9 protein-coding genes and 2 tRNA genes are annotated in these 12,856 nt (G+C 57.7%); 7 read left to right on the plus strand and 4 right to left on the minus strand.

Going from position 1 to position 12,856, the window contains the following annotated elements:
• The first annotated feature begins 201 nt into the window (after positions 1–201).
• A complete protein-coding gene (locus tag HFP54_RS18880; RefSeq protein ID WP_168566382.1) occupies positions 202–930 on the plus strand; it encodes a hypothetical protein in 729 nt (242 codons plus the stop codon).
• Between the two features lie 43 nt (positions 931–973).
• Here the strand turns inward: HFP54_RS18880 and HFP54_RS18885 are convergent, their stop codons facing one another.
• Positions 974–1,429, minus strand: a complete 456-nt coding sequence (locus HFP54_RS18885; protein ID WP_146415817.1) for a hypothetical protein — start codon at positions 1,427–1,429, stop codon at positions 974–976.
• A 215-nt stretch (positions 1,430–1,644) separates the two neighbouring features.
• Positions 1,645–1,718, minus strand: a tRNA-Val gene (locus HFP54_RS18890).
• Between the two features lie 378 nt (positions 1,719–2,096).
• On the opposite strand from HFP54_RS18890, the gene infC reads away from it, so the two are divergent.
• From infC to HFP54_RS18910, 4 genes are all read left to right on the plus strand, one after another.
• Positions 2,097–2,627: a translation initiation factor IF-3 gene (gene infC / locus HFP54_RS18895; protein ID WP_145293445.1), complete on the plus strand. Its 531-nt coding sequence runs from the start codon at positions 2,097–2,099 to the stop codon at positions 2,625–2,627.
• A gap of 289 nt (positions 2,628–2,916) precedes the next feature.
• The gene (locus tag HFP54_RS18900; RefSeq protein WP_235952044.1) at positions 2,917–3,795 is read left to right on the plus strand and encodes a Nif3-like dinuclear metal center hexameric protein; all 879 of its coding nucleotides are present in this window, start codon (positions 2,917–2,919) and stop codon (positions 3,793–3,795) included.
• A gap of 427 nt (positions 3,796–4,222) precedes the next feature.
• Positions 4,223–4,999, plus strand: a complete 777-nt coding sequence (locus HFP54_RS18905; protein WP_235952046.1) for a glycosyltransferase family 2 protein — start codon at positions 4,223–4,225, stop codon at positions 4,997–4,999.
• Positions 4,999–6,609, plus strand: coding sequence for a hypothetical protein (locus HFP54_RS18910; RefSeq protein ID WP_168566384.1), 1,611 nt, complete (start codon positions 4,999–5,001; stop codon positions 6,607–6,609). The genes HFP54_RS18905 and HFP54_RS18910 overlap by 1 nt, the downstream gene beginning before the upstream one ends.
• On the opposite strand, the gene HFP54_RS18915 is transcribed toward HFP54_RS18910, so the two are convergent.
• Positions 6,606–6,800 carry a hypothetical protein gene (locus tag HFP54_RS18915; protein ID WP_146415814.1) on the minus strand — a complete coding sequence of 65 codons (195 nt, stop codon included), beginning with the start codon at positions 6,798–6,800 and terminating at the stop codon, positions 6,606–6,608. The genes HFP54_RS18910 and HFP54_RS18915 overlap by 4 nt on opposite strands.
• A 202-nt stretch (positions 6,801–7,002) precedes the next feature.
• Here HFP54_RS18915 and HFP54_RS18920 point away from each other — a divergent pair.
• Positions 7,003–7,086, plus strand: a tRNA-Leu gene (locus tag HFP54_RS18920).
• Between the two features lie 352 nt (positions 7,087–7,438).
• On the opposite strand, the gene HFP54_RS18925 is transcribed toward HFP54_RS18920, so the two are convergent.
• Positions 7,439–9,931, minus strand: a complete 2,493-nt coding sequence (locus HFP54_RS18925; protein WP_168566385.1) for a patatin-like phospholipase family protein — start codon at positions 9,929–9,931, stop codon at positions 7,439–7,441.
• A gap of 939 nt (positions 9,932–10,870) precedes the next feature.
• Here HFP54_RS18925 and HFP54_RS18930 point away from each other — a divergent pair.
• Complete coding sequence (locus HFP54_RS18930; protein WP_235952047.1) at positions 10,871–12,778, plus strand: sulfatase-like hydrolase/transferase; 1,908 nt, start codon at positions 10,871–10,873, stop codon at positions 12,776–12,778.
• Positions 12,779–12,856 lie beyond the last annotated feature (78 nt).

The following is a 12,856-nucleotide window of genomic DNA, read 5'->3' on the forward strand; positions in this document are numbered from 1 at the left end:
GAATGACCCACTCGGCTGTCTGGTGTATGGTGCAAGCGGGGGGCTGCTGCAGCAACAAATTGTCGCATCAAAAACGGCAATTCGTTCGAATCTGCGGGCTAGAACCGGCCAATTAGGGGGAATTAGTGGCTTGGCTGGTTCTTTCGGGTGGCTGGGTGGCTCGTTTTCAGCGAGTTTACGCACCGGTAGCAATTGCCCTTTGTGAAGATTCTGATTGCTCAGGCCGATGCTGATCCGGACCGTTTCGAGGTGAATTTGAGTCCCAAGATCTACTGCTGCGAAGACGTGCGAGGCGTCCGACGTTTGTACGCCGACCTGCTGGATCTGCCCCACGGACGTCTGTCGATTGCCGGCCTGCTGCGGCGGCAAGCCGAATTGCTGTTGCAGGCACATCGATCGGCCGACAGTGCGGTCGCGCCGATCATCCGGTCATGGCATCCACGTCTGGTGGGATGTTCAGTCGATCAAGTCTTTGCATCGGAGTTGTCACTGCAAGACATGCTGGAAACCGTCGCGCGTGAACACGGTTTTTCACAGTGGGCACAAGTCGATGCGTTGGGCGATGATCGAACCGATTCGATTTTCGAATCCGCCGTGGACGCGGTTTTGGCGGGTGATACTGAAACGCTCGGGGGGCTCATTCGCCAGTCCCCGGCCTTGGCTGCACAGCGTTCTTCGTACGGTCATCGTTCAACACTGTTGCACTACGTTGCGGCCAACGGAGTCGAAACGTATCGTCAAGTGGTGCCGATGAACCTGCACGAAATTACCAGCGTTTTACTTCGGGCCGGCGCCGACCCTGTCGCAACAGCCGACATGTATGGTGGCGGTTGCACAGCGTTGATGCTGTTGCGATCCAGCGCTCATCCGAAGCAGGCCGGTCTGGTCGATCGGGTGGCCGAGCTACTTGAAGATGCCTCGCTGGCTTAGCAGCGGGGACCGAAGGCAGGTCGTTGCATCGGAGTCGATCGAGTCAATCAAACCACCACTGAATGACCTGGTCAGGATCGGAGCGAAGCGTGTGAATGACCGTCGTTCCGATGCTGATGTACAAAGCCAGCAGCAACGTTCCCCAAATGCACCGTGTCTTTCGCTTCACGTTGAACGGGAAAAGGAAAGAGGAAGCCAAGCCGATCGGAGCCAGAATGGGCATCAAGACCAGCAGGATGCCGGGAACGTAGTACAAGAAGTCCAGAACTCCTCCGATGGATTTGGGGTCGTCCAAGCTGGGGCGTGGGCGATGTCCCAACAGACGCCACGCGATCCACCAAGTCATGTAGAACGAACCGATCAGCCAGAGCGGATACAGGTACACCGACAGCCACACCCCGAAACTGCCTCGGGGCAACCGAAGGCTCGGTCGTGACGCGGCGGCGGCCGACGGCGAGTCGATCGTCGCGTCTGCGGGGGCCTGATACGGGTTGGTCATCGTGGTCGTCTTGGACTCAGATCCCCGGGGGGCGAACCATTGGCGTCGACGTTTTTGCGGCAGCAGTATGGCTTCGTCAGACGGATGTGCCAGTGATTTCCTGACGATACACCGTCGGCGGCATCAGGGCAGCGGATCACACGACAAACCGCTGAAATCGTCAAGAGAGACGATTCGGCAAAGAAAAACGGGGACGTCATTCACGTCCCCGCGAGTGGGCGATAGAGAACTCGAATCTCTGACCTCCACGATGTCAACGTGGCGCTCTAACCAACTGAGCTAATCGCCCGATATTCGGGTCGCACGGTGTAGGATCGGCCGCTCGGTGAGGACGCCTGAATCCGCTGCGGTGCGAATCAAGCGGGTAGTTTGCCCAGAGGCCTGCTGACCGTCAAGAGCGTCAAACCTTGACCTTTGCAAAACGATTATCGCGATTTTCGGGATTCGCTGTTGACGCTGTCCGCAATCGGGCGGGATACTTTCTGCGGATTTGGTCTTGACGAAACCGAACGTTTTGGCCTGCCGCGGTCCGTCGATTGCACTACGCATCGACGCACGCGTTTTCCTTACTTCGCCAATGCGGCTCGGTCTGACGTTAGGACTGGCCCGGGCGGGTTACCTTCCCTGATGAGCCGGTCTGCCCACCGGCCGGAGATGATTTATTCAGTTGGCACTGGCACGAAAAAATATTCAACCTGAAAATCGAGACACCGTTCGCATCAACAACAGTATTCGCATCAGCCCGATTCGCGTGGTCAGCGAAGACGGCGAACAGCTGGGGATCATCCCCACTGAAGATGCGTTGAGTCGCGCTCGCGACGCGGGCCTGGACCTTGTCGAGGTCGCCCCTAACGAGCGGCCGCCTGTTTGCCGGATCATGGATTACGGCAAATACAAGTACGACAAGAACAAGAAGAAGAACAGCGGACAGTCCCACACGAAGACCAAAGAAATCCGTCTGCGTCCCAAAACTGGTGACGAAGACGTGCGGACCAAGATCCGCCAGGCCGAAAAGTTCTTGAAGCATAAGGACAAGGTCCAGGTCAGTGTTCTATTCCGCGGACGCGAGATGGCACACATCGAAGAAGGCCGTAAGGTCATGGAGATGGTCATCGAATTGCTGGAACCCGTCGGTAAAGTCGAAACCACGCCGCAACAGCACGGACGACGGATGATCTGTATGATCGCACCGAAGTGACTTGCATTCGCTGCTTAGCGATGTGCGTCGGTCACTCTGGTGATCGTGTTGAGATTCCGGCGCCGGTTTTCTATCGGCGATTCGGCTTCGAATCCGTTCGGCGTAAAGCGGCACCGTCTTTCAAGTCCATTTCTGGATCCATCTCCGCAGGTACGTCCCTGGCCGTGTTCGTTTTGACCGACGGTGTGTTGGCGGCGCATCGTTCCGCGACAGCGATCTCTTTTGCGGCGGGTGCCAAATCGATGGGGCTCCACCCTGCTCTGTTCTTTTGTGGGCCAACCGGATGACGATGAAGCCGAGTAAGCCGAATCATGCGGGTGCATCGGAGAACGCCGATGTTGCGATGCAAGATTTGCTGGACTGTCTGGGCAGGATTGCGCCGCTGCGATTGGCCGAAGACTGGGACAATGTTGGACTGTTGGTCGGTGATTCCTCATCACGGATCCGATCGGTGATGACGTGCCTGACGATCGACGAAGATGTCGTGGCCGAAGCGATCCGGCATCAAGCCGATTTGATCGTGACTCATCACCCGATTCCTTTTCGTCCAGTGGATCGGATCAGCGACGACCATCGCACGGGCAAATTGGTTTGGCAGCTGGCGTCCCATGGAATCGCCGTGTACAGCGCCCATACCGCGTTTGATTCATCGGCCGATGGGATCAATCAGCGTTGGGCATTGCGGTTGGAGTGTCAGGGGATTAGCGCCTTGATGGGCGATTCTTCGACGGGGGATCAAGCCCAAGGCGAATCCGGTGCGTCGGCGGGCACGTGTGAGGGCGGCGGGCGTTTCGGTACGCTGGCGACGAAAGTTTCATTGCAAGACTTGGCCATCCGTGCCGCGACGTTGGTGCATGGCGAATCGGTCCGCATCGTCGGCGATCCAGCGATGGAGATCCGCGTGGTCGGGTTCGCCTGTGGAAGTGGCGGCAGTTTCCTGGAGGCCGCCGATCGGCAAGGCTGTCACGCCCTGGTGACGGGCGAAGCGACCTTTCACACCTGCTTGGAAGCCCGGGCGATGGGTATCGGCATGGTCTTGTTGGGGCATTATTGGAGCGAACGCTTTGCGATGGAGCAGCTGGCCGACCAGTTGGCCCAGTCGCACCCGTCACTGAATGTGTGGGCCAGCCGGGCGGAACGGGATCCCATTCGCTCATTGCAGCTGTAGCCTTCCTGGTGGCGTCGGCCGACCGTCGACGCTGTTCATGGCCGAATGGGCGCCGCATGGCTGGTCGATTGCCCGAAATCGCACAGCTCCGATGGTCCATGACGCCGCGTCGCGCGGATGATCGGTGACCGTGCCACTGCGCGATCGCAACGCGCGTTGTACGCGTGATTTGGGCAAAAACACGGTCCGCTGCCGGTGGGGCTGCTTGGTGACGGCGTTTGACCGGGTTGATTTCAGTCCTAGAATGCGCTGTCCGGAACGGCGGTTGCACACGTGGGGACTCTCGTGGGCGGCGGTGTCAGGGCGACCGAGATGCTGGCCGCTCGGACACGGGCTGCTTGGTTTTGGCCACTTGGTTTGGCCACTCGGACGCGGGCGACGAATCCCATTCAACATTCAACGAAACGATCAAACAGGGAACTGCCTCTTGAAGATTGCGACTCGAAATCAACGTGGCGAACGCTGGCTGGCCGCTCTGCCGGTCTATAACGAGGTCAAATACGTCGATGGAGTGCTGGATGAAGTTGCCCAGTACGCCGATCACGTTCTGTGCGTCGACGACGGCTCCAGCGACGGTACTTCCGAAGTTCTGGCTCGCCGCAGCGATGTTGATGTCGTGACGCACGAATCCAACCAGGGCTACGGGGCCGCGCTGCGAAGCATTTTCCAGTACACAATCGAGCACGGTTTCGATGGTGTGGTCACCTTGGACTGTGATGGCCAGCACCAGCCGAAGCGGATCCCGCGTTTCGTCGAAGCTGCCTCCGCCGCCGATATCGTTTCGGGCAGCCGGTACCTGAAGCAATACGAAGGCGACGACGCGCCGCCGCCGGAACGGATGTTTATCAATCGTCGGATCACGAACGAATTGAATCGACGATTGGGTTTCAATCTGACCGACGCGTTTTGCGGGTTCAAGGCGTATCGCGCTGAGGCGTTGCAACAGATGGACATCACTGATAACGGTTACGCCATGCCGCTGCAGTTGTGGGTGGAAGCCGCCGCAGCAGATTTGCGAGTCGTTGAAGTTCCGGTGCCGTTGATCTATCTGGATCTCAGTCGATCCTTCGGCGGCTCGTTGGATCACGCCGAAACTCGATTGAACTATTACAACGACGTATTGAATCAGGCGATCGATAAGGTATGCCGCGAAGGCAAGCCTTTGAACGAACGCAAGCGTCTGTGCAATCAAAGCATCGGGTGATGCCAGCGTTTCGGGCCTATCGTGCACCGTCGGCCAACGGTGCCGGGTTGATCGACCCGCCATTGATTCAAGCGGACGCCGTTGCACAAGCCAACCGGGCGTTGGCGGAGAGCTATCCGGGTTCGCTGCGCGATCTGCGGCGATTGGGACGCGACGAAGTCGTTCGTGCTGCTTTGGCGTACACGTCGGCCTACCGTGATGTCCACTGGACCGAAGGCCGCGATCCGGGCCGGATCATCATGGCCGGTCACCAGCCCACGCTGTTTCATCCCGGCGTTTGGTTCAAAAACTTCGCGCTGTCTCATTTAGCTGCCTGTCAAAACAGTTTGGCGATCAACTTGGTCGTCGATAATGACGTCGCCGGCGATGCGTCGGTGCGGGTCCCTGTGTACGACGATCTTTCACGTCGCGTGGGCATGCAATCCGTGGCCTTCGACCGTGCCGCATCGGGCGTGCCCTACGAACAATGGCGGATCGCCGACCGTGCGTTGTTCGATTCATTCAGCCAGCGATTGGCCGCTCAGGTGCAGCCTTTGGTCACCAATCCGTCTGTGACCCTGTTGTGGAGGCACGCCAAGAGCGCGATCCAGCGGTGTGATTTCGCCGGATGTGTCATGGCACAGGCGCGACACGCATTGGAAGCCGATCTGGGGGCCCGGACGCTGGAGTTGCCTGTCAGCGTGGTCAGTCGCACCGAAGCCTTCGCTCGTTTCATCGTCCGGATCTTTGATCGCGCGGCCGCATTCGCCAAAGCTTACAACGACTCGCTGGCCGTCTATCGAGCGGCACAAGGGATACGAAGCCGATCGCACCCCGTGCCACCGTTGGGCCATGAAGACGGATGGCAGGAAACACCACTGTGGATCTACGGCAACGATTTGCCGGTCAGGCGGGCTGTTTGGGTTCGGCGTCAAGGCGATCGACTTGAAATCAGCGATCGCGCCGGTGTCGCCTTCGACGTTGATATGTCGAATCTGGATCAAGCGGCCGACCAACTGCGCAGTCAATGCAACGATGACGTCAAGCTTCGGCCGCGAGCGTTGTTGACGACCATGTTCGCACGGCTGGTTCTCAGCGACCTGTTCTTGCACGGGATCGGCGGCGGCAAATACGACCAACTGGGTGACATGGTCGCCGCTGAATTCTTCGCTCTGACGCCCCCTCAATTCATGGTGCTGTCGGCGACGATTCGGTTGCCGATCGCGGAAGAACAGGCTTCGGCCGGTGTCGACGGTGAAGCTGTGCGGCCGCAGGATTCGAGCGAGGACTCGATCGCGTTTCTTCAACGACAACTACGCCAAACGGTGTACCAGCCCGAACGATTTGCCGGCCAAGCCGATCTGTCGCCCGAGTTGCTGCATCGCAAGGCGTCGCTGTTGGAATCGATTCCGCCCCGAGGCCAGAAACTGGATTGGCATCGACAGGTCACCGACGTCAATCAGCGTTTGTCAGACGAATTGGCCGGAGTGCGGCATGATTTGAATCGCCGCATCGCGGATGCCAAGCGGATTCAGGCCAATCAGTCGATTTTGCGAAGTCGCGAGCACTCGTTGGCTTTGCATCCGGTCGAAACGATGCTGGCCGCGTACCGGCGACTGCTGCAGGCCTAGCGGCTGCCGACAATGATTTGACCGACCATCAGCCAGACGAAGGTGAAGGTCAAACCGAGCGCTGCGTGGAAAGCATCGGGATTCATCAGCATTGGCCGTGCTAGAGGTGGAACGGGGGTGGTCTTGGCCCGTTCCATGGCCAATTCGTCATTTTTTGAAGGCCGCATTGCAAGCAACGCGGCGAGCAGCACGCCGATCCCACGGCGTATAGGAAACATCGGCGAATCGCTGCGGCAAATTGAGCGAAAATCTTCGGACGCGGCAAAGTCGCCTCAGGTGTCAAAACCCGATCGCGGATCGCGATCACCGGCGGGCCCCCGAAATCCGCCCCCTCGGGCGTCTTGCCAAGACCACGCCGCCGCTTACAATCCGTGGTTCACGCTTTGCAGCAAAGCCGAAGTGGCGGAATTGGCAGACGCGCCGGATTCAAAATCCGGTGAGGGCAACCTCATGTGGGTTCGAGTCCCACCTTCGGTACTTCCCGGTCACCCGTGGTCAGCAACGGCCACGCGTGTTCCTGGGATGTCTTTGATCGGCCTCGACATCCTTAGTGTTGCGTTCATCGGCCGACAGATTTGTGCCCGCACACAGATTTGATTGCATTCCAAGTGACTTGAGCAAAGTGTTCTCGATCAAGATGGCCCCCTCGCTCAGTCCTTCTTTGGCTTTGGCAAATCCCTCGGCGCCCGTTATCAGAATGGGTGCTCTGTGGCTGAAGGTTGCCCGCTAGCGGAGTGGCCTCTTTCGTGGCGCCACCGCCACCAGTTGCATTCCGGCCGCACGAAGCAGACAGATGCCCGTATCGCGAGATTCCTGCGGCGTCACTGGGCTACTGCGCCGTGCCGCTCCATTTCCAGCGGCATTCGTAACGAAAGTGATCCCTGGGATTGATCAATTGGAATGTTGCAATGGAACCAATGGGAAGCTCGACCTTCGTGGTGGGATCGATGGGCTCTGCCAGCTCGGGTGCATCAATTGGCCACCCGCTGATTTCAAAGTTTTCGTAGTTTCGATTTTCTGGCATCAGCATCCAGATCTGTGCCAGCCCCGTGTCGGCCGGAAGGCTGAATTGAAAACGCCCTTCGTCAGCGTACTGCTCACTTGATTCACTGATCAATAAACCCTCAAGAACCAGTTCGGCGTCATCTCCGAGTGGAACGCTGCTGAAGTCAAGGTCCAGTTCCCAAAGGTATCTTCCATCTGCCAGTTTCATCCGCCGATGCCGCGGTCTCAGACTCTTGGTCTTGCAGAAGTAATTCAGCGTTTCGTCGTTCGACGGTATTTGGAATCGCAAGTGTGGGTTTTCGTCCGTGACCTTGGTCCGCCGGACTCGGAGCCGACTATGCACGTAGGGCTTTGATTCTTGCCCGGACGAATTGGGCACCAAAGCCCGCAGGTCGAAAATTCTGTCATCCGACAGGACTTCGAAGCCGTCGAAGTTGAGGTCTTCCATCGAAGTCACTTCTTCAAAGTCCACGGCTTCCACCGTGCGGATCGGCCCCGCCTGGATCAGATCCAGTATTTTTCGATAAAGCGGGCTCGTTTCCGCGACTGCTGCCAGCACGTACCCTCGTTGGGTCGCGGTCCTGTTTGACTTGTAAAGCAGGTAAGGCAGTGTGAGCATCAACAGTGTGACGATGGGCACCCACACATAGGTCGGCCAATCGCGAAAGCTCAGCAGCGTGCTCAGGATTCGGCGTGATGACGATTGCTGAAGCCGACGGGCAAACTGCAAGGCCGTGCCGGGATCGCTCAGCAAAGCGACCGAGCCGGCCGTGGTGCCTTTCCGTATTGCCCTGGCAGCGACTGGATTCCAAGGCGGACCACTTGGGATTTCGGCCGGCGGCAACAACGCTCGTTCGCGACAGGCTTGTCGGGCCACGCAGTACCCGTGTTGCACAAGAGCCGACACCTCCAAGTCCGAGAAGGCATCCATGTCCGTGCGGATCAGCGACGCATGATGTTGGATTTCCGGATGCGGTGCGTGCGAATCCTCCGTTTGCTGGACGACCTGCGTGATCGGGAAGAACAGGACGCCGGGCGTATAGCGGAATGATTCAAGTTCCAACTGGTTGACCCGGTCCATCAAGATGTCGGAGGATCGCATGGCCGTACTGAAAAGGCCGCCTGCTTTGCCGTCTCCACGAACCTTGAACGAAGCGCCCGCATCGCTGACCAATATGCCATCGAAGCCATCGCCGCCTGAACGCAAACATGGTTTGCCGGTGAATCGCTCCAACGCCGCAGCGATCAACTGGCGATTCAACCAGACTTGGTCGCTCGATTCCAACCGATCGAAGGACGTGTTGATGTCATCGAGCAACGCGCGTGCCCGCGGATTGGATAATTGGATCTCATGGAAGACCGGGTCGCGATAGAGCTCGTCGTTGCGGACGATCGTCCCCAGGTTGTCGATCAAAATCCGTTGATACTGTTGAGCCTCCCGTTTGGATTTCGCGACAGTGATGTCTGGATCCAGCGCCGTCAGTTTTTCCCATAACCGTCGCATGGCAGTATTCTCGGGCATCTCTGCTCCCGAAGATAATGCCGCCGCCATCGCGTCAGGATCAAGCACATCAGTCGCGTCGGGCGCCCCCGCATCGCTTAGTGACGTTTGTTGGATGTGGTGGAACATCCGCAATCCAATATTGTCATAGATGCCTCCATCGGTGAATGACAGACGGCTGAATTCCCCCTCCTTGGCACCGACCTCCCAGTTCCTCAATTCCAATGGGGGAAAGAATCCCGGGAACGCCGACGAAGCCGCGACCGCCATGGGGACCGTTGCCAGCCCCATCCGTACTTTTTCAAAGCGGTCGTATCGTCCCGGGGTCCGTCGCAGCAGTAGCAAGCCGTCCCGGTAGAACGCGCAAAGTGAACCCTCGCTCAGGTTGGTAGCCAGGATGTATAGCTGCGGTCGCTGGGGAAGATTGAAAAGGCTGGTGTCGCCGTACAAGCACTTTTCGTAGTGTTGCTCCAGCAGTCCGGCGCGTGTGTACTGACGGCGCGTCGACATTCGCAGAGTCCGTCTGCCGATGTTCGCCATCGATGCCAATGGGAACCGGCGAACAATGCGATTGCGTACATCCAGCTGCACCAATTGCAGAATCTCTTCAGCGACTTGTTGCCATTCCTCATCGCTCCCGCAGTAGCGGTCCCAGTTCAGCACCAGATGGGCGGCTAGGACGCTGCCACCGGAGACCGAAGTGATGTGCGTGACCTGTGACAGCAGACCCGCGTCACGGAGAAAACGCACGACGCCGAGATGATAGAGAACCGCGCGAAAGCCGCCGCCAGATAGTGCCAGTCCAAGTCGTTGCATCAGAGGGGTCCCCGACAAGCTGGATGTTAGTGGCCCAAACACAAGACCGTGGAAATGCCGTCACCACACTATTCAACGGTCATGCAAACGTACACCGGAATCGGTGCTGCAGACGGCAAATCGCAATAACCTTTGCATACCGTATCGGAGCCACTGGGCTTCGCACGGGGGGAATCCGATGAATGAAAGCGTTGTCTTCAAAGGTCGCGTTCAAGGGTGATGGACGAACGCCGATACGCGTTTTCGTTGACGGACCTGGTTCATCAAGCCACCGCCGATCCGTGATCGCCGACGAAAGCCCGCTTACGGCACTCTTAAGCAGGCGGACAGGCGTCTCGTGAAAGATGGCAACCCGACGCGTCAGCGAGGGACCGCGTTCTTCACCGGTTCGTTCCTCGTTTACGCGTTTTGAAGTTGCGCATTTCTGGTAACTCGACGCGTGAGCGGGGATAAATGATGCTGACATCGCCTCGCTCACGCTTCCGGTTACCAAAAACCAATGCCCCGGGTAAAAGCGCAACTTCAAAACTTGCGCATCGGGGCAATAAGTCTGAAAAGATCTGTCCGCCTACTTAGAAAGCATTAGATCTTAGGGACGCAGCGATCGCGATGGCATCGCGTACGTTCCTGTCGCCAATGAAATCGTGTTCTTGGACTGTCGGTGTACGCATCGTTGTGCTGCAGTTCTTGACCATCATTCGATTCGGATCCGCCTCTCGGAGATGTTGGCGCCCGCCTACCTTGCAACGATGCGCAGAGCCTAGAAGCCATTCGGCGTTTTGAAAGTGAGTCTTCCCGGTTGGTTTTCCAAAGATGGCTTGGGGCCTTTTGTCCCGTTCGCGGCGCAACCGCCCGACGATTGTTGACGCTTGGTGTCGGCTGAACGAAGATGCGGGATTCTCGATCGACCGCCCCGCATTCATCACCAAGGTTTTTCTGATGCCCGATTCAAGGTGTTTCTTGTTCTCTTTTTGGGCGGCGTTGTGCATCGCGGGCAGCGGCCACGTTTCCCCGGCGATGGCTCAGGCCGAAAATGGCCGATCCGAAACCGCAACGACCGCTGGGGCTGACCGACCGAACATTTTGTGGATCACCAGTGAGGACAACGGGGTTTCCTGGGTCAGTTGTTACGGCGGAACCAACGCAAATACACCGGCGATCGACGGGTTGGCCGAGGAAGGTTTTCGCTACACGCACTGTTTTGACAACGCGGCTGTTTGTGCGCCGACACGATCGTGTTGGATCACCGGGATGTATGGCATTTCCAACGGAACGCAGCCGATGCGGAGCCGCAATCCGATCCCGCATGACCAGATCAAATACTATCCCGATCTGTTGCGTGAGGCCGGCTACCACACATCGAATCCTGGAAAGACGGATTACAACATCGGCGGACGCGAAGACAAAGCGTGCTGGGACTTCAAAGGCGAGAAGGGAAAATCGCCTTACGGCTGGAAATATCGAAAGCCGGGACAACCGTTTTTTGCCGTCGTGAACATCCAAGACAGTCACGAAAGTCGTGCCCACGGGAGCGTGGACAATGTGACCAAGGACCCGGCAAAAATGAAGTTGTATTCCTATCATCCTGATCTGCCGGTGGTTCGAAAGAACTATGCGAAATACGCAGAGGCGGTCGAACGGATGGACGCCAAGGTTGGGGCGACGATCGAGGCGCTGAAGCAGGATGGTTTGTACGACGACACGATCATTGTCTACAACTCCGACCACGGTGGAGTGATGGCGCGAAGCAAGCGATTCCTGTATGCCAGCGGTGTGCACTGTCCTCTGGTTATCCGAATTCCCGCGAAGTGGAAGCACTTGTATCCGGCCGCCGAACCCGGAACGACGGTGGATCGCATCGTCAGTTTTGTCGACATGCCGAAAACTTGGTTGGCCTTGGCCGATGCGGACATTCCCGAGCAGTTTCAAGGCACGGTTTTTCTGGGAGATCAGATGGAACCGGCGCCGAAGTATCATCTTGGGTTCCGTGAACGTGCCGACGAACGACTGGACAACGTTCGCATGATTCGTGACGAACGATACGCCTATCACAAAAACTACATGCCCTATGCCCCAGCCGGACAGCACTTGGCCTATCTTTGGAAAGCACCTTTGACGGCGGCTTGGGAGCAACACCATCGCGAAGGCAAAACCAATGAAATCACCGGTCGGTTCTTTCGTCCGCGTGTTTCGGAAGAGTTCTACGACAATCAGACAGATTTCGACAATGTGCACAATCTGATCGATGCACCGGAGCATCAGGCCAAGATCAGCGAACTGAAGAAGGCGCTTCGCGAAAAACAGTTGGAGTTGCGTGACTCGGGATTAATGCCCGAGAAAATGCGGGAACGACGTGCGGCCACCAACGGAATCACTATCTACGAGATGGTGCGGGACGAGAATCTGTATCCGTTGGAACGGTACCTGGATGTCGCCGACCTTGCGTTGGAGAGGGACCCTGCCCATTTGGATACGTTCGTCCGCGGAATGTCCGACAGCGATGAAGTCATTCGCTGGTGGTCCGCTGTCGGGCTTCACCTGCTGGATCAGCACGCGATGCCGGCAAAGGATGTCCTGCGAAACGGTCTTTCCGATGAATCGCACGAGGTCCGTATGATGTCGGCCTGGACGCTGGTCGAATTGGGAGATTCCAAACAGGCGTTGGCGTGTTTGGAGGAGATGTTATTCGAAGGAACCGAAAACGAGCCGATGCTGCACAATGTGATCGATTGGATGGGTGAACCCGCGTTGCCGCTGGTCAAACGTTATGTCGACCAAGGTAAGACTCGTGAAGGACGATATGGCATCAGCATTTTCGGCCGCATCGCCCAATTGAACGGTTGGTGATCGCCTGTTTCGTTGCCTTCGGATCAGTTCACATCCAAGTCCGTCAGGATCAAGAGTCACCCGAAGAGAGTGCGAGCC

The sequence above is a fragment of the Crateriforma spongiae genome, assembly GCF_012290005.1.
GTDB lineage: Bacteria > Planctomycetota > Planctomycetia > Pirellulales > Pirellulaceae > Crateriforma > Crateriforma spongiae.

Excerpts from the sequence above, each read along its gene's own strand:
- HFP54_RS18885 (WP_146415817.1), bottom strand. The coding sequence starts at position 1,429 with ATGACCAACCCGTATCAGGCCCCCGCAGACGCGACGATCGACTCGCCG.
- HFP54_RS18910 (WP_168566384.1), top strand. The coding sequence starts at position 4,999 with ATGCCAGCGTTTCGGGCCTATCGTGCACCGTCGGCCAACGGTGCCGGG.
- HFP54_RS18925 (WP_168566385.1), bottom strand. The coding sequence starts at position 9,931 with ATGCAACGACTTGGACTGGCACTATCTGGCGGCGGCTTTCGCGCGGTT.
- HFP54_RS18930 (WP_235952047.1), top strand. The coding sequence starts at position 10,871 with ATGCCCGATTCAAGGTGTTTCTTGTTCTCTTTTTGGGCGGCGTTGTGC.
- HFP54_RS18900 (WP_235952044.1), top strand. The coding sequence starts at position 2,917 with ATGAAGCCGAGTAAGCCGAATCATGCGGGTGCATCGGAGAACGCCGAT.